Source organism: Streptomyces sp. GL_140, assembly GCF_057834465.1.
Genome location: NZ_CM174404.1, coordinates 5264179 through 5281279 on the forward strand (window position 1 = coordinate 5264179; position 17101 = coordinate 5281279).

General features: G+C 72.8%; 15 protein-coding genes. 9 read left to right on the forward strand and 6 right to left on the reverse strand.

Features of this window, described 5'->3' with window-relative positions; all coding sequences use genetic code 11:
- The first annotated feature begins 117 nt into the window (after positions 1 to 117).
- Both AC3IYJ_RS24560 and hutH read left to right on the forward strand, forming a co-directional pair.
- Positions 118 to 1236 (forward strand): GGDEF domain-containing protein, encoded by a 1119-nt coding sequence (locus AC3IYJ_RS24560; RefSeq protein ID WP_489396905.1) that lies wholly within the window; start codon positions 118 to 120, stop codon positions 1234 to 1236.
- A gap of 93 nt (positions 1237 to 1329) precedes the next feature.
- Positions 1330 to 2871, forward strand: a complete 1542-nt coding sequence (gene hutH / locus AC3IYJ_RS24565; protein ID WP_489402912.1) for a histidine ammonia-lyase — start codon at positions 1330 to 1332, stop codon at positions 2869 to 2871.
- Between the two features lie 113 nt (positions 2872 to 2984).
- Here the strand turns inward: hutH and AC3IYJ_RS24570 are convergent, their stop codons facing one another.
- Together AC3IYJ_RS24570 and AC3IYJ_RS24575 are read right to left on the reverse strand one after the other, a co-directional pair.
- A complete protein-coding gene (locus tag AC3IYJ_RS24570) occupies positions 2985 to 3356 on the reverse strand; it encodes a ribosomal maturation YjgA family protein (protein ID WP_489396906.1) in 372 nt (123 codons plus the stop codon).
- Between the two features lie 74 nt (positions 3357 to 3430).
- Positions 3431 to 3733 carry a hypothetical protein gene (locus tag AC3IYJ_RS24575; protein WP_489396907.1) on the reverse strand — a complete coding sequence of 101 codons (303 nt, stop codon included), beginning with the start codon at positions 3731 to 3733 and terminating at the stop codon, positions 3431 to 3433.
- Positions 3734 to 3884: 151 nt separating this feature from the next.
- On the opposite strand from AC3IYJ_RS24575, the gene AC3IYJ_RS24580 reads away from it, so the two are divergent.
- The 5 genes from AC3IYJ_RS24580 (at position 3885) to AC3IYJ_RS24600 (ending at position 9084) form a co-directional block, all read left to right on the forward strand.
- A complete protein-coding gene (locus AC3IYJ_RS24580) occupies positions 3885 to 4226 on the forward strand; it encodes a hypothetical protein (RefSeq protein ID WP_489396908.1) in 342 nt (113 codons plus the stop codon).
- Positions 4227 to 4338: 112 nt separating this feature from the next.
- Positions 4339 to 5619 (forward strand): L,D-transpeptidase, encoded by a 1281-nt coding sequence (locus tag AC3IYJ_RS24585; RefSeq protein ID WP_489396909.1) that lies wholly within the window; start codon positions 4339 to 4341, stop codon positions 5617 to 5619.
- A gap of 128 nt (positions 5620 to 5747) precedes the next feature.
- A complete protein-coding gene (locus tag AC3IYJ_RS24590; protein ID WP_489396910.1) occupies positions 5748 to 7268 on the forward strand; it encodes an ABC transporter permease in 1521 nt (506 codons plus the stop codon).
- A gap of 73 nt (positions 7269 to 7341) precedes the next feature.
- Entirely contained in the window at positions 7342 to 8019 is a 678-nt protein-coding gene (locus AC3IYJ_RS24595; RefSeq protein ID WP_489396911.1) for an ABC transporter ATP-binding protein, read from the forward strand.
- An 87-nt stretch (positions 8020 to 8106) separates the two neighbouring features.
- Positions 8107 to 9084 carry a GNAT family N-acetyltransferase gene (locus AC3IYJ_RS24600; RefSeq protein ID WP_489396912.1) on the forward strand — a complete coding sequence of 326 codons (978 nt, stop codon included), beginning with the start codon at positions 8107 to 8109 and terminating at the stop codon, positions 9082 to 9084.
- Here the strand turns inward: AC3IYJ_RS24600 and AC3IYJ_RS24605 are convergent.
- Positions 9074 to 9985, reverse strand: coding sequence for a helix-turn-helix transcriptional regulator (locus tag AC3IYJ_RS24605; protein WP_489396913.1), 912 nt, complete (start codon positions 9983 to 9985; stop codon positions 9074 to 9076). The genes AC3IYJ_RS24600 and AC3IYJ_RS24605 overlap by 11 nt on opposite strands.
- Positions 9986 to 10107: 122 nt before the next feature.
- Here AC3IYJ_RS24605 and AC3IYJ_RS24610 point away from each other — a divergent pair, with 122 nt between their 5' ends.
- Both AC3IYJ_RS24610 and AC3IYJ_RS24615 read left to right on the forward strand, forming a co-directional pair.
- Positions 10108 to 11199, forward strand: a complete 1092-nt coding sequence (locus tag AC3IYJ_RS24610) for an NAD(P)-dependent alcohol dehydrogenase (protein WP_489396914.1) — start codon at positions 10108 to 10110, stop codon at positions 11197 to 11199.
- A 154-nt stretch (positions 11200 to 11353) separates the two neighbouring features.
- On the forward strand, positions 11354 to 13525 hold the full coding sequence (locus AC3IYJ_RS24615) for a sulfatase family protein (RefSeq protein ID WP_489396915.1): 2172 nt from the start codon (positions 11354 to 11356) through the stop codon (positions 13523 to 13525).
- A 22-nt stretch (positions 13526 to 13547) separates the two neighbouring features.
- Here the strand turns inward: AC3IYJ_RS24615 and msrA are convergent, their stop codons facing one another.
- The 3 genes from msrA to AC3IYJ_RS24630 form a co-directional block, all read right to left on the reverse strand.
- Complete coding sequence (gene msrA / locus AC3IYJ_RS24620; RefSeq protein WP_489396916.1) at positions 13548 to 14213, reverse strand: peptide-methionine (S)-S-oxide reductase MsrA; 666 nt, start codon at positions 14211 to 14213, stop codon at positions 13548 to 13550.
- Between the two features lie 85 nt (positions 14214 to 14298).
- Positions 14299 to 15450: a hypothetical protein gene (locus tag AC3IYJ_RS24625; RefSeq protein ID WP_489396917.1), complete on the reverse strand. Its 1152-nt coding sequence runs from the start codon at positions 15448 to 15450 to the stop codon at positions 14299 to 14301.
- Entirely contained in the window at positions 15447 to 17057 is a 1611-nt protein-coding gene (locus AC3IYJ_RS24630; RefSeq protein WP_489396918.1) for a M48 family metallopeptidase, read from the reverse strand. The genes AC3IYJ_RS24625 and AC3IYJ_RS24630 overlap by 4 nt, the downstream gene beginning before the upstream one ends.
- Between the last annotated feature and the right edge of the window lie 44 nt (positions 17058 to 17101).

Below are 17101 nucleotides of genomic sequence, written 5' to 3' on the forward strand. Positions count from 1 at the left end.
CCGTGCGACTTCGGGGGATCGGGGCGGGGCCCCCGACCCGTCACCGCCCGTGATCTTGAGGGCACTGAATGTCGTGCCAATTGTCACTAAATCGGACAAACCCCCTAACCTGGGGTGATGGGTGTTGATGGACGGCTGCGAGCCGTCGTGGGCCTCGCGCAGGCCATGGCGGCCGCGTGCGCGCCGCGGGACAGTGTGCGGGCCGCGGCGCGGGGGGCGAGGCTGGCGATGGACGGCTCCTTCGCCGCGATCTCGGCGTGGGAGCGCGAGCGGGGGCGGCTGCGGGTCCTCGTGAACGAGGGCGAGCGCCGGGCGGGGGAGGAGGAGTTCCCCGAGGACGAGTCCTACCCCGTGCACGACTTCCCCGAGATCACCGAGTTCCTCCACGAACGCTGGGCGGGCGGCGGCGGTCCCCACGCCTGGGTGGAGACCGCCGTCGGCGACCGGCCCGGGAGCCGCGGCGAGGTGCTGCGCCGCCGCGGCCGCGGGACCTGCGTGGTCGCGCCCATCGTGCTGAGCGGCCGGGCCTGGGGGGAGCTGTACGTCGCGCGGGACGAGGGGCTGCCGGACTTCGACGAGGAGGACGCGGAGTTCGCGACGGTCCTCGCCGCGGTGGTGGCGGCCGGGCTCGCGCAGAACGACCGGCTGGAGGAGGCCCGGCGGCTCGCCTTCACCGATCCGCTGACGGGTCTGGCCAACCGGCGGGCCGTGGACATGCGGCTCGACGAAGCGCTGGAGGAACACCGCCGGAGCGGGGCGCGGACCGTGGTCAGCCTGGTGGTCTGTGACCTGAACGGCCTCAAGAAGGTCAACGACACCCTCGGTCACGCCATGGGCGACCGGCTGCTGGAGCGCTTCGGCTCCGTCCTCAGCCGGTGCGGGGCGATGCTCCCGGGCGCGCTCGTCGCCCGGCTGGGCGGGGACGAGTTCTGCCTGGTCAGTGCGGGCCCCTCGGCGGACGAAGTGGTGCGGGTCACCGAGGAGGTGTGCCTGCGGGCCGCCGAGCTGGAGCTGGGCGACGGGGTCGCGTGCGGAGTCGCCTCGACCGGGGACCCGATCGGGCCGGTCAAGTCCTCGCGGCGGCTGTTCCGGCTGGCGGACGCGGCCCAGTACAAGGCGAAGGCGGCGCGCTCGCCCAAGCCCGTGGTGGCGGGCCGAGACACGGCCGTGGTCCGGCTGGCGGACGCGGCCCCGCAGGACCCGGCCGAACGCCGCCGGTTCCGGGGGCGGGCGTAGTCCGCGCGGTGGCGGACGGAGTGGTGTTGGTGACCCCCGGCCGGGCGGCTAGTGACATGAAGGGATTCAGTCCGTAGGGTGCTGAATATGGATATGCACACTGTCGTGGTGGGAACGTCCGGGACCACCGCCGAGGACGTGATCGCCGTCGCTCGGGGCAACGCCCGCGTCGAGCTTTCCGCCGAAGCCGTGGAAGCCCTCGGTCGCGCCCGCGAGATCGTGGACGCCCTCGCCGCCAAGCCCGAACCCGTCTACGGGGTGTCCACCGGTTTCGGGGCGCTCGCCTCCCGGCACATCAGCCCCGAACTGCGCGCGCAGCTCCAGCGCAACATCGTCCGCTCGCACGCCGCCGGCATGGGCCCGCGCGTCGAGCGGGAGGTCGTGCGCGCGCTGATGTTCCTGCGGCTGAAGACCGTCGCCTCCGGGCACACCGGCGTCCGGCCGTCCGTCGCCCAGACCATGGCCGACGTGCTCAACGCCGGGATCACCCCGGTCGTCCACGAGTACGGCTCCCTCGGCTGCTCCGGAGACCTCGCCCCGCTCTCGCACTGTGCACTGGCCCTGATGGGCGAGGGCGACGCCGAGGGCCCCGACGGGACCGTCCGGCCGGCCGGAGAGCTGCTCGCCGAGGCCGGGATCACGCCCGTGGAGCTCCGCGAGAAGGAGGGCCTCGCCCTCCTCAACGGCACCGACGGCATGCTCGGCATGCTGTGCATGGCCCTCGCCGACCTCGGCAAGCTGTTCACCTCCGCCGACATCACCGCCGCGCTGACCATGGAGGCGCTGCTCGGCACGGACAAGGTCCTCCAGCCCGAGCTGCACGCGATCCGCCCGCACCCCGGCCAGGGCGCCTCCGCCGCCAACATGGCCGCCGTCCTCAAGGGCTCCGGGCTCATCGGGCACTTCCAGGAGGAGTCCGCCCCGCGCGTCCAGGACGCCTACTCCGTGCGCTGCGCCCCGCAGGTGGCCGGCGCGGGCCGCGACACCATGACGCACGCCGCCCTGGTCGCCTCCCGCGAGCTGGCCTCCGCCGTGGACAACCCGGTGGTCCTGCCCGACGGCCGGGTGGAGTCGAACGGCAACTTCCACGGCGCCCCGGTCGCGTACGTCCTGGACTTCCTGGCCATCGCCGCCGCCGACCTCGGCTCCATCGCCGAGCGCCGCACCGACCGCCTCCTCGACAAGAACCGCAGCCACGGCCTGCCGCCGTTCCTCGCGGACGACGCCGGCGTGGACTCCGGGCTGATGATCGCCCAGTACACGCAGGCCGCTCTGGTCAGCGAGATGAAGCGGCTCGCGGTCCCGGCCTCCGCCGACTCGATCCCCTCCTCCGCCATGCAGGAGGACCACGTCTCCATGGGGTGGTCGGCCGCGCGCAAGCTCCGTACCGCCGTCGACAACCTGACCCGGATCATCGCGATCGAGATGTACGCGGCCACCCGCGCCATCGAGCTGCGCCACGGGCTCACCGCGGCTCCGGCCAGCCTGGCCGCCATCGCGGCCGCGCGTGCCGCGGGCGTGGAGGGTCCCGGGCCGGACCGCTTCCTCGCCCCCGACCTGGCAGCCTCGGACGCCTTCGTCCGCTCCGGCGGTCTGGTGGACGCGGTGGAGTCCGTGACGGGCCCGCTGGCCTGAATGGTCCGAGGCACGCGTAACGCATGAGGGAACGGGCCGTGCCCGGGGCGAGGACCCCGGGCGCGGCCCGTTCCCGTACGCGGGCGGGTGCGTACGCACATTTCCGCGCGGGCTCAGGCCGCCCCGTCGCCGAAGCGGCGCCGCGCCCGGCGCAGCGCGGTGTGGACGAGCCAGCCCGCTCCGGCGCCGACCGCGTACCAGTACAGGTCGGGCGCGTTGAAGGTGGAACCGAGCACGAGACGGGCGAGCGCGCTGCGCCGGGAGAGCTCCGCCGGCACCGGGCCGAGCTGGAGGAATTCGACCGCCCAGCTGGCGGCCAGCGCGATTGCGGCGGCCCTGGCGGGCGACACCCGCGGGGCGACCGCGACGACGAGGGTGAGGATCAGGACGGTGTACAGCGCGTCGCCGCCGTACTTGGCCACGTCCCCGGCCGCCACGGCCCTGAGCCCGAGCCCCGCGCCGACGGTCAGCCCGGCAGCCGCCACCGCCGCCGCACGGGTGCGTGCCCGAAGGGGCGGCCTTCGAGCCGCCCCGGGAGCCACCGGTGCCGTGTCGGCCACTAGGCCGTGCGCGAGCGGCGCACCGAGAAGGTGACGAAGCCGGCCCCGAGGCCGAGGCAGAGCGTGCCGCCCAGCAGGTAGGGGGTGGTGTCGACGCCGCCCGTGTCGGCGAGTGCGAGGGGGGTCTCCGCGGCCGAGAGCGCAGTGACGGCCTCGGCCCGGACCTGCGATCCGGCCGCGGCGGGCGCTGCGGCGCCGCTCGCGTGGCCCGGCGCTGTGGCGTTGGCCGAGGGGACGAACCAGAGGGCGGCGAGGAGGGTGGTCGCCCCGAGGGCGGTGAGCGTCGATCGTCGTGCGGACACGGTGCGATCCCCCTTGTGGCAGCAGCGAATTGGCCGTGTGGAGTGATGCTACATCCGTCCTCCACCGGAGTTCCGTCCGGCGGAGAAGGCCCTGTGGGGTCCGGGCGGGTCGTGGGAAACCCGGGGCTGCGGCAGGATTACTCTCCGTCGTATGAACTCTTCTGAGACATCACGATACGTACGACTTCGGGTGGATTTGGTACTGGAGGTGCCGGACGTCGACGCGTTGACCGGAGCCGCCCTCGCGCACATCAAGGCCGACGAGTTCATGCCGGACGAGGAGCGCGCTCACGCCGAGGCGGCGGTCCGGGAGGACGAATCGGAGGCTCTGGCCTACTTGGTGGACCCGACCGACCTGGTCGCGGGCATCCCCGGGATCGAACTGGCACAGGCTTCGTGGAGCAGCGAGCCGGTGGAATACGACCCCGAGTCCATGGAGTGGGACATCGACGAGGAAGATGGAGACCTCGAAGAAGAGGCTGACAACGCCTGACGGTGGGGTTGACCACATTCGAACGGAATGTGGATCCGATCCGGGGCGTTCTCGCGTTGTCAGGAAGGAGGCAGGGGGGTCACTCCCCCCTGTCCGGGGAGTTCCTGCAACGATGGAGTGGCGTGTGAGGACGGACAGCAAGCGTCGGAGAAGGTCCCTGGTGGCCATATCCGCCGTACTCGGTGGCGTACTGGTGCTCGCGGGATGCAATGACGCGGGCAGCGACGGCGCGAAGGACGCACCGAAGGCGAACGGGGAGGCGTCGGCCAAGGCCGATGTCGACGCGGCGGCGGCCAAGGACAGCTCCAAGGCCCGAATAGCCATCACTCCCAAGGACGGCGCCACCAACGTCGGCCTGAACGACGCGGCCAACGTCGCCGTCACCGACGGCACGCTCACCGCCGTCGAGCTGAAGAGCTCCGAGGGCGCGGCGGTGGCGGGCAAGATAGCCGCCGACGGCAAGAGCTGGAAGCCGGACGGCGCGCTGAAGCGCTCCACCAAGTACGCGCTGTCGGCCGTCGCGAAGGACGAGGCGGGCCGCGAGGCGCACGAGAACGCCTCCTTCACGACCGTCTCCCAGGAGAACAGCTTCGTCGGCTCGTTCATCCCGGACGAGGGCCAGACCGTCGGCGTGGGCATGCCGGTCTCGATCACCTTCAACAAGCCCATCAAGGACAAGAAGGCCGTCCAGGCGGGCATCACGGTCACCTCCAGCAGCGGCCAGGAGGTCGTGGGCCACTGGTTCAGCACCCAGCGGCTGGACTTCCGCCCGGACAAGTACTGGGCGGCGAACTCCACCGTCACGCTGAAGCTGGCGCTGGACGGGGTCCAGGGCGGCCCCGGCATCCAGGGCGTGCAGAACAAGACCGTCACCTTCAAGATCGGCCGGAGCCAGGTCTCCACGGTCGACGCGAAGACGAAGAAGATGACGGTCGTACGGGACGGCGAGGTCCTCAAGACCATCCCGATCTCGGCGGGCTCCCCGGCGAACCCGACCTACAACGGCCAGATGGTGATCTCCGAGAAGTTCAAGGAGACCCGGATGAACGGCGCCACCGTCGGCTTCACGGACGACGACGGCAAGGGCGAGTACGACATCAAGGACGTTCCGCACGCGATGCGCCTGTCGAACTCCGGCACCTTCGTGCACGGCAACTACTGGGGCTCCGACTCGATCTTCGGCAGCGTCAACACCAGCCACGGCTGTGTCGGCCTCAACGACGCCAAGGGCGCGAACGACCCGAACCAGCCGGCGGCCTGGTTCTACGACAACTCCCTCATCGGAGACGTCGTCACGGTCGTCAACTCCCCGGACAAGACGATCAAGCCGGACAACGGCCTCAACGGCTGGAACATGAGCTGGGCGGACTGGAAGGCGGGCTCGGCCGTCTGACGTACAAGAACTGACCCGCGCCCGACGGCGGGGAGCCCCGACCAGGGGGCTCCCCGCCGTTCGCGTTCTCATCCGACTCTTACCCCGGCCTTACCCCTCGATCACGGGTGCCGCCTACTTTCGGCCGCATGTTCCTCACCTATCTCCGGCGCGAGTTGCGCCGTCGCAGGAAGGCGGCGCTCGTCGTCGCCTCCGGACTCGCCCTGGGCATCGCACTCGTCATCGTCGTCAACTCCGTCTCGGCGGGCATGGCGCAGGCGCAGGGCAAGGTCCTCCAGTCGCTCTACGGCCTCGGTACGGACATGACCGTCACCAAGGCGCAGACCCCGCCGGGCGAGGGCGGCGCGACCCGGCCGCGGTTCAAGTTCGACGCCAAGGGCGAGGGCGACACGAACGCCGGAGCCGACCAGAGCAGCGACCTCGTCATGCCGCAGGGCTTCCAGACCCTCGACGCCTCGACCGTGGGCCGGGTCGCCGGGCAGGACGGGGTCGCGCAGGCCGTCGGCGGGCTCAGCCTCCAGGTGATGAAGGTCAACGGGCAGTTCCGGCGCGGCGAGTTCAAGCGCGCGGAGGGAGGCGGCACGGGCGCCGCCAAGCCGGGCGCGGGCGGCGGTACGGGCGGCGGTGCGGGCGGCGGCGGTACGGGTGCGGGCGGGACCGGCAAGGTCGAGGGCGGCGGCGCCGACTTCGACGTGAACTCCTTCTCCGTCTACGGCGCGGACGTCACGCGGCCCGAGCTGGGCCCGCTCACCACCTCCAAGATCACCGCGGGCCGCACCTTCGAGGCCGCGGAGACCGACACGGCCGTCGCCGTCGTCGACAGCGCGTACGCCACGAAGAACAAGCTGGCCGTGGACTCCGAGATCACCATCAAGAACGCCAAGTTCAAGGTCGTCGGCATCGCCACCGCCGACAGCGGGGACGCCGCCGCCAACGTCTACGTCCCGCTCAAGCAGGCCCAGACCCTCGCCGAGACCCCGGACAAGATCACCACGGTCTACGTCCAGGCCAAGGACTCCCAGGCGATCACCTCGGTCAAGCAGGCCATTCAGAAGAACGTGCCCGACACCACCGTCACCACCTCGGCCGATCTGGCCGACACGGTCTCCGGTTCGCTCTCGACCGCCGCCTCCCTCGCCTCCACCGTCGGCAAGTGGCTCTCGTACGCCGTGCTCCTCGCGGCCTTCCTCGTCGCCGGTCTGCTGACCTCCTCGGCGGTCTCCCGGCGCGTCCGCGAATTCGGCACGCTGAAGGCGCTCGGCTGGAAGAGCGGCCGCGTCACCGGCCAGGTCGCCGGAGAAGCCCTGGTCAACGGGCTGATCGGCGGAGTGCTCGGGATCGGCCTCGGGCTCGGGGCCGCGTACGCCATCACCGCGATCAGCCCCAAGCTCACCGCGCAGCTCGCGGGCGGTGGCGGTGGCGGCGGCCGCTTCCAGGGCGGCGGCGCGGGCGGAGGCGGCGGCATGATGCGCGCCGCACGCCAGGGCGCGGGCAAGGCCCTCGACGTCGCGCTCACCGCGCCCGTCTCGCTCTCCACCATCGGCCTGGCCGTCGCCCTCGCCATCGCGGGCGGACTGATCGCCGGCGGCTTCGGCGGCTGGCGCGCCTCCCGGCTGCGGCCGGCGGACGCCCTGCGCCGCGTCGAATGACCCGCGCGCCGATCCGGCGCCCCGCACTGCCCCGCACCGCCCCGCACCCCGCAACCGAGGGAACGAACCAGAGATGTACCAACTCACCGGTGTCACCAAGCGCTACCGGCGCGGCAAGGAATCCATCGACGCGCTGGACGGCGTGGACCTGACCATCGAGGACGGCGGCCGCCTCGTCATCCAGGGGCCCACCGGCGGCGGCAAGTCCACCCTGCTCCAGATGCTCGGCGCCCTCGACCGGCCGACGGCCGGCCAGGTCGTCCTCGACGGCCTCGACCTCGCCGCGGTCTCCGAATCCCGCCTCACCCGGGTCCGGGCCGAGAACATCGGCTTCGTGTTCCAGTCCTTCAACCTGATCCCGACGCTCACCGCGCAGGAGAACGTCGAGACGGCCCTGGTCCCGCTCGGACTGGGGGCGCGCGAGCGCCGTGAGCGGGCCGCCGAGGCGCTGGACTCCGTAGGCCTCGGAGAGCGGACGGGCCACCTGCCCGGGGAGATGTCCGGCGGCCAGCAGCAGCGTGTGGCCATCGCGCGGGCGCTGGTCAAGCGGCCGAAGGTGCTGCTGGCCGACGAGCCGACCGGCAACCTCGACGAGTCGATGCGCGACGAGATCATGGACCTGCTCGAAGGGATGTGGAAGGAACACGGCCTGACCTTCGTCATGGTCACGCACGACAGCGCCCTGGCGAAGCGGGCACCGCGCGTGGCGACGATCCGGCGGGGCAGGGTGACCATCACCGAGAACCCCTGAGGCCGCGGGCCCCCGGCCCCAGGTCCCGGTCCCGGCCCCGCCGGAAAGGGTGGTGCGGGGCGGCGGTGTCCGGTTTATGGTCCGAAGATGACGATGATCACCGAGCTCTCCGCACCCGCGACCGACACCGAGGTGGACGACTGGTGGGCGGTCCTGACCGCCGCCCGGACGGCCGACCTGCCCGAGCTGCCGCCACCCTCCCGCGGGGAGGTGGCCGGGCGGCTGCGGGTGCCGCCCGCACGCGGGCGGGCCGTGCACTGGGCGTCGCGGGAGGCGGTCGCCTCCCTGCTCCTGTTCACGGACGGGAGCAACGACCACACCGCGCACCTGGACCTGCTGACGGTACGGCCGGACGCGCGCCGCAAGGGCGTGGGCACGGCCCTGTGGCAGCGGGTCCGGGCGGAGCTGCTCGCCCAGGGCCGGACCTCGGTCTCGGCGGAGGTGGACCTCGGCGGCGGCGGCCAGGCGTTCGCGGAGTCCCTGGGCTTCGAGAACCTGCTGCCGATGGCCTGGTACGCCCAGGACGTACGGGAGGCGCGCGCCCGGTTCGGCGCCCAGGCCCCGGCCGCGACCCCCGCCCCGCCCGGCTACGAGCTGCTGTGCTGGCCCGGCCTGGTCCCCGACGCCTGGGCGCAGGCGGCGGCCGTGGCCCACGGAGCCATGGAGGACGCCCCGAGCGGGGACCTCGACCAGCGGGTCCAGACCTGGACCGCGGAGCGCCTGCACGCGGCCCACCGGCTGGTCCTGGCCCGGGGCGGCGCGCTGACCACGGTTGCCGCGGTCACCCCTCAGGGCGAGGTGGCGGCGTACACGGAGCTGGTCCTGCCCGATCCGGCCGGCCCGCGCGCCCTCCAGTACGACACGGTGGTAGCCCCCGCGCACCGCGGCCACGGGCTGGGCCGGGCGGTCAAGCTCCGCATGCTCGCGCACACGGCCGACCTCCACCCGGCCCTGCGCCACATCGACACCTCGGTGGCGGACGACAACAACCCGATGCTCAACGTCAACACCGCCCTCGGCTACCGGCGCGAGCGCGGGACGGGCTACTTCCAGCTCACGCTCTAGCGGTCCCCGGAGGGACGGCGGGGGCGGCCGGAGCGGCCGGCGCCGGGGTGCTCGGCGTGGCCGACCAGGACGACAGGAGGCGCAGGGCGTCGGCCGAGGGGGAGCCGGGGGGTGCGTGGTAGGTGACCAGGAACATCGCCGGGTCGCCCGGCAGGGCCAGGGTCTCGAAGGACAGGCTGAGCGCCCCCACCAGCGGGTGACGCAGGCGCTTCACGCCGTGGATCTTGTTGTCCGCCACCGTGTGGGCCGCCCACAGCCGCCGGAACTCCTCGTTCTTCACCGACAGCTCACCGACCAGCGCCGTCAGCCGTTCGTCGTCGGGGAACTGGCCCGCGTACACGCGCAGGTTGCTCACCACCTCGCACGCCCGGCACTCCCAGTCCGCGTACAGATCGGCCGTCGCCGGATCCAGGAACACCAGCCGCACCAGGTTGCGCTCCTGCGCGGGCAGCGCGCCGAAGTCGCCGAAGACCGCCGCCGCCAGCCGGTTCCAGCCGATGACGTCCTGCCGCTGCCCGACCAGGTACGCGGGCACCCCCTCCATCGCGTCCAGCAGCGTCCGCAGCTCCGGCCGGACCTGCTGCGCGCGCTGGGACTGGCGGCGCTTGCGGGGCTGCGGGCCGGCGAGGTGGCTCAGGTGCTCGCGCTCCGTGCCGTCCAGGCGCAGCGCCCGCGCGATGGCGTCGAGGACCTCCGCGGACACGTTCTGCCCGTGGCCCTGTTCCATCCGCGTGTAGTACGCCACCGAGACCCCCGCCAGCTGCGCCAGCTCCTCGCGGCGCAGCCCGGGGACGCGGCGGTGGCGCCCGTAGTCGGGCAGGCCCACGTCCTCCGGGCGCAGCCGGGCACGGCGGGAACGCAGGAATTCGCCGAGTTCGGCACGTTGGTCAAGCTGGTCCATTACCCCAGTATCACCGCGCGCGGGTACCGGACGGGGGTCTGAGCCTGACCCCGCCAGTACTAGGTTCGCCAGTCCTAGGCAGGACAGGGGGATGGGAAGGCGGCGCGCGGACGGGCAGGCTGATGGCACCGAAAGAACAGCAGCACCGCGTTACGAGGAGCCCCACCGTGTCCGTCACCCAGGTCGCCGCCTACGCCGCCCCCGCACCCAAGGCCCCGCTGGAGCGCATCACCGTCCCGCGCCGCCCGGTCGGCGCGCACGACGTACTCATCGACATCAAGTTCGCCGGCATCTGCCACTCCGACATCCACCAGGTCACCGACGGCTGGGGCGAGGGCATCTACCCGATGGTCCCGGGCCACGAGATCGCCGGTGTGGTCACCGAAGTCGGCCCCGGAGTCACCAAGTTCGCCGTCGGCGACCGCGTCGGCGTCGGCTGCTTCGTGGACTCCTGCCGCGAGTGCGAGCAGTGCCTCGCCGGCCAGGAGCAGTTCTGCGCCAAGGGCATGACCGGCACGTACAACGCCCTCGACAAGAACGGCGAGCCCACGTACGGCGGTTACTCCACCCACGTGGTCGTGGACGAGAACTACACCGTCCGCATCCCCGAGGGCCTGGCCCTCGACATCGCAGCCCCGCTGCTGTGCGCCGGCATCACCCTGTACTCCCCGCTCAAGCACTGGAAGGCCGGTCCCGGCAAGAAGGTCGCGATCGTCGGACTCGGCGGCCTCGGCCACATGGGCGTCAAGATCGCCCACGCGCTCGGCGCGGAGGTCACCGTCCTCTCGCAGACCCTGCGCAAGAAGGAGGACGGGCTGCGCCTGGGCGCCGACCACTTCCACGCCACGAACGACGAGGCCACCTTCGACGAGCTGGCCGGGCGCTTCGACCTGATCGTGTCCACCGTCTCCGCGCCGATCGGCCTCGACTCCTACCTGGGGCTGCTGAAGGTGGACGGCGCGCTGGTGAACGTCGGCGCCCCGGAGGAGCCGGTCTCGTTCAACCTGTTCTCCGTCATCGGCGGCCGCAGGACCCTGGCCGGTTCGATGATCGGCGGGATCGCCGAGACCCAGGAGATGCTCGACTTCTGCGCGGAGCACGGCCTGGGCTCGGACATCGAGGTGATCCGCGCGGAGGAGGTCAACGAGGCCTACGAGCGGGTGCAGGCGGGTGACGTCCGCTACCGCTTCGTCATCGACACCTCGACGATCTGACCGCACGCGGGTGGGGCGGGGCAGGCGGGGCGGGGGGATCCGGTAGCCGGTGTCACATGTTCTTCACGCCGCGTGCATGGTCCCGGCCGTGCGCGGTTGTGGATGATCTAGCCACCGCCCCGGTCAACCACCCGCACACTCTCAGGAGTTCGCCATGCCCAGCCGCCGCCACTTCCTCGCCGGATCGGCGGCGGCCGCCGTCGGCCTCGCGGCCCTTCCCCAGCTGGCCGCGCCCGCGGCGGCGTCCGCCGCCGCGGCCGGAGCGCTGCCCCACCTCGTGGTGATCCTGGCCGACGACCTGGGCTACGGCGAGCTCGGCGCGTACGGCCAGAAGCTGATCACCACCCCGCGCATCGACCAACTCGCTGCCGAGGGGCTGCGGTTCACCGATGCCTACGCCGCGGCCGCCGTCTGCGCACCCTCGCGCGCCGCACTGCTGACCGGCCTGCACACCGGCCACGCCGCCGTCCGCGCCAACCCCTCCAGCGGCGGCCAGGGCAGCCTCGGCGCCGGCGACACCACCTTCGCGGAGGTGCTGCGGGCGCGCGGCTACCGTACGGGCCTGTTCGGCAAGTGGGGCTTCGGCCCCGAGCTCGGGGACCAGCCCAGCCACCCCGGGGCGCGCGGCTTCGAGGAGTTCTACGGCTACATCGACCACACCCACGCCCACGAGTACTACCCGGCTTACCTGTGGCACAACGGAGCCAAGGAGACCCTCCCGACGGGCACCTTCGCCCCCGGTGTCATCGCCGACCGCGCCCTCGACTTCATCGACTCCCACGCGGCCGGCCCGGACCCCTTCCTGCTCTTCCTGGCCCCGAACCTGCCGCACGCGCCCAGCGACATCCCCGACGTCGGCCCGTACGCCTCGCAGTCGTGGACGCAGGCGAACAAGGCCCACGCCGCGCAGGTGAGCCTCGTCGACAAGCAGGTCGGCGCGGTGGTGGACCGGCTGCGGGCGCTGGGCATCGCGGACCGCACGGTCGTCCTGATCGCCTCGGACAACGGCCCGCACGAGGAGGGCGGGGTGAACCCCGACCTCTTCGACGCCAACGGCCCGCTGCGCGGCTACAAGCGCAACCTGTACGAGGGCGGCGTACGCGTCCCGCTGATCGCCTGGGCCCCGGGCCGGATCGCCGCTGGCACCACCAGCGCCCGCCCCACCCCGCTCTACGACGTGCTGCCCACCCTCGCCGAACTGGCGGGAGCCCCGGCCCCCTCGGACATCGACGGCCTCTCCGCCGCCCCCGTCCTGAACGGCGCGGCCGCCCTCGCACCCCTCCACGGCCACCTGTACTGGTACCGGGACGAGCAGGGCGTCACCAGCCGGGCCAACGCGCAGGACGGCGGCAGGGCGACGCGGATCGCCGAGGCGATCCGCAAGGACCAGTGGAAGGCCGTACGGTTCGCCCCGGCGCGGGACCGCACGGCGGCCGACTCCCAGTGGGCCTTCGAGCTCTACAACCTGGCGACGGACCTCGGTGAACAGAACGACGTGGCGGCGAAGAACCCGTCGGTGGTCGCGTCCCTGACGGCCCTGCTCAGGGCGTCGTGGTCGGACACCTACCCGCGCCGCGCCTGGGGCCTGACGGCGGTGACGGACGCGACGGCCCTGACGGTCACGACGCGGCTGTCGAACGGCACGAGCCGCCCGTGGCCGGACGCCCGCGTCGCCCTGCGCGTCCCGGCCGGCTGGACGGCCACCCCGGCGGGCCCGGTGGCCACGGACTCCCTGGCCCCGGGCGCCGAGCTGGCCACCACCTGGAACCTCACGGCTCCGCCGGCCGCCGCCGAGACCCTGATCACGGCGGACTCGACCACCTCGGACTTCCGCTTCACGGCGGCCACGCGGTTCCTCCCGCTGCCGGCGCCGCCCACTCGGGACAGCTACCTCAGCGACCTCCCGTGGGTCTCGGCCGCCAACGGCTGGGGACCGGTCGAGCTCGACAGCTCCAACGGCAAGAAGCCGGCGGGCGACGGCACCCCGATCGCCTTCGGCGGCGTGACCTACGCGAAGGGCCTGGGCGTGCACGCGCCGTCGGAGATCGTCTACCACCTGGGAGGCCGCGCGGACCGCTTCACCGCCCTCGTCGGCATCGACGACTTCTCGACGAAGCAGTCCTCGGCCGGAGCCACCCGCGCGAGCGTCCGAGGCGACGGCCGCACCCTGTTCACCTCACCCGTCCTCAAGGGCGCCACGGGCCCGGTCCCGGTCGACATCGACGTCCGCGGCATCCGCCTCCTCCACCTGGTGGTGGAGGACGCCAACGCCAACTCCGCCTTCGACCACACCTCATGGGCCCAGGCCCGGGTGACGGTGATCTGAGCCGGCAGGGCTCGGCCGGGGCTCAGCCGTCGGCGCGCGCCACACCGATCGGGCAGGAGACGCCCGTGCCGCCGATGCCGCAGTAGCCACCGGGGTTCTTGTCGAGGTACTGCTGGTGGTGGGCTTCGGCGGGCCAGAAGGGGCGGTCGGCCGCCGGGAGGACGGCCGTGGTGATGCGGCCGTAGCCCGAGGAGGTCAGGACCTGCTGGTAGGCCTCGCGGGAGGCTTCGGCGGCGGCCTGGTCGGCGGGGGAGTGGGTGTAGACCGCCGAGCGGTACTGGGTGCCGACGTCGTTGCCCTGGCGGAAGCCCTGGGTGGGGTCGTGGGACTCCCAGAACAGCTTGAGCAGGGCCTCGTAGGAGACCAGGGAGGGGTCGAAGACGACCCGGACGACCTCGGTGTGCCCGGTGCCGCCGGAGCAGACCTCCTCGTAGGTCGGGTTCTCGGTGAAGCCGCCCTGGTAACCGGCCAGGGTGGTCCACACCCCCGGGGTCTGCCAGAACTTCCGCTCGGCCCCCCAGAAGCAGCCGAGGCCGAAGTCCGCGACCTGGAGGTGGGCGGGGTAGGGGCCCGCGAGGGGGTTGCCGAGCACCGTGTGGACGGCGGGCAGCCCGAAGAGCGGCTCCGCGCGACCCGTCAGGGCTTCCTCGCGGGTGGGGAGCTCGGGCGTGCGACGGTACGAGAACATGGATTCCCTCCTTGTGGTCTACCCGTAACGGCGAACGGCGGGCCGGGATTCCCCGACCCGCCGCCTCGCCGTTGTCCGGCCGGGATCAGAACCCCGGGGTGGTCACCCGTACCGCCCAGTCGCGCGCGGCCAGGTAGCGGGTCTTCGGCGACCCGGCGTAGGACCAGGGCAGCGCGCCGACGTACCCGTCGATGTGCCGGAACTGCTCCACCGCCTCCGCGTCCCGGTCCTGCCACCACAGCAGCCAGGCGAGGATGTGCCGCAGCCGCATGGCACGCCGGTGGTCAGCCGGATCGGCCGCGGCCAGGTCCGCCAGGGCGGCGTCCACCGCGGCCACGGCGGCCGGTTCCGAGAAGAAGACCGACGGCTTGAGGTCCTTCTCCCACGACTCCTGCTCGACGAGCGCGATCAGCGGGAGGAGGGTGAGCAGCTCGCCGGGGCCCGCGCCCGCCGCAGCCTCCTGGGCGAAGGCCATGGCCAGCTCGTGCGAGCCGCGCCACTTCTGCGACCAGTACTGCTGTGCGGTGGTGTGCGCGACCAGGTTCTTCGGGTCGCGGGAGACGACCTCGGCCCACAGCTTGCGGTACTCGTCGTGGGAGTAGCCGAGGCCCTGCGCCATGGGCTGTTCCACCACGTACGGAACCGGGTCGGCCGGGTCGGCCAGGCGCTGGGCCTCGTGCGCCGCCTCGCGGGCGGTGAGCAGCAGCTCGCCGAACAGCCGGAACTGTTCCTGCGTGGTGCGGCTGCCCGCCTGGCTGCCGCGCACGTGCCAGGCCACCATCACGGCGGTGTCGGCGTTGACCAGCGCCGCCGTCGGGTCGGCGGGCCGGCCGGCCTGCCAGGCCAGCAGCCACGCGTCGTCCTCGGCGGCAGCCTCGGCCAGGACACGGACGCGGTGCCAGCGCAGCTCCCAGTCCCGGCCGGCCGCCTCGATGAAGTCGGCGCCCGCCTCCCAGTCACCGGCTCGGACGGCGGCGAGCGCCGCGGTGTCCTCGGGAAGTACGGGCTGCGAGTTCTCGGTGTCGAGGTCCGCCTCGGCGACGTAGCCGAGGGCGACGACCGCCGCCGCCTCCCGTGCCTTCTTCTCCGCCTCCTCGGCAGGGGTACGGGCCTTCGCGCCCGGCGAGCCCGCCTCGTGGGCGGCGATCCGGCCCTGGAGGGTCTTGGTGCGGGCGGTGATGAACCTGTACGCGGCTCCGCCGAGCAGGAAGAGGCCGAAGATGATGAGACCGGTCACGGGGCAAGCACCAGCTTTCGCAGGGGGGCGGTGTCGGGAAGGTCCGCGACGGCGGAGTCGAGGGCGCGCTCCAGCTCTTCCTCGAAGCCGTCGGCCGGGTAGCGCAGGGTGGCCGAGTCGGTCCAGGACAGCTGCCAGCGGGCGGTGCCGCGGGCCGTGAGCTCGGTGGTGACCAGCTGGTTCAGGGCGCGGCGCAGGACGGGGCGGGCGAACTCGCGGGCGGCGCGGCCCGTGGCGGCGGCTGCCTGGTCCGACTTGGGGAAGTGGTCGGTGATCCGCCAGCGCACGGCCGGGTCGGCGTCGATCGCGTCGAGGAGGGAGTCCAGGCCGGGCTCGGTGACTTCGGTGACTTCGGCGGCGAGGGCCTCGCGGATCGCCTCCGCGTCCTGGGCGACGTACCGGTTCATGCTCTCGTGGACCAGGTCGTCCCAGTCGAGGCGCTCCATCGCGAAGGCCTCGGGGGTCAGGACCGCCCGCTCCAGTGCGGTCAGCGAGGCCTCGGCGTCGGTGAGCAGCTCCAGCGCGGGGCGGGCCGGCTGGGCGGCGCGGCCGTCGTCGGGCAGGGCCTCGATGCGGGCCACGCGTTCGGCGAGCGCCGGGTGCGAGTCGTACGGGGAGGTCGGCTCCTCGGGCAACTCGGTGCGCAGCCCGTCCAGCTCCTCGGTGCGGGCGTCGAGGAGCCGGCGTACGCCGCCGAAGACCTGCCCGGGGCGGGGCAGCAGTCGGGCGCCGACGCCGAGGGTGGCGTACCGGTCCATGTAGAACTCGTGCGCCGGGCCGATGGCGTTGAGCTCGCGCAGCGCGGAGGCGGCGGAGTCGCGGCCGGCGATGCGGACGGAGGCCAGGTCGGCGGCGAGCTCCTGGCGGCGGGCGCCGGCGAGGGTGGCGCGCTGGTAGAACTTCCCGTACCCGGTGTAGATCTTGGCCATCGCGCGGTACATGGCGCCGTCGCCGGAGGTGTCGACCGCCTTGGCCTTCTTGCCGGCCGCGATGCGCTGCTCGGCCTTCTTCTCCTGCTTCGCCCGCTCCTTGGCCACCTTGGCGTCGGCCCGGTCGTGGAAGTGCTCGACGGTGCGCAGCAGTTGGACACGGCCGCGCCGGATCAGCGGGGTCAGGCGGGTGTCGAGGTTGGCGTAGTGGCCCATCTCGTGGGCCAGGACGGCGCGCAGCTGCATCTCGTCCAGGCCGGACATCAGCGGCAGCCCGAGGTACAGGCGCCGGGTGCCGGGCAGCAGTCCGAGCAGCCGGGCGTCCTCACCGACGGCGGCGTTCACGTCCGCGATCAGCACGATCTCGTCCGGCGCCCGGGTCCCGACCTGGTCGGCGATCTCCCGGACCGTCCGCCACAGCTCGGGCTCCTGCCGCTCGTCGACGGGGACGCCGGGGACCGGATCGCCCTTGGGCATGCGGAGCATGAACATGCCGCGCACGATCGGCACGGCGAGGACGACGGAGACGATGACCAGCTTGGCCAGCCCCGGCCCCCGCAGATCGGCGCTCCAGGCGGCGAAGTCGATGCCGGCGAGGGCGGCGATCAGTACCAGCCCGAGCAGATAGAAGCCGGCCAGCAGAACGAGGGCGCGCAAAGCGCGCAGTGAAGCGCCCATATGGACAGATCCCCCCACGGGATGAATGCGGTGCGTGTGATGCG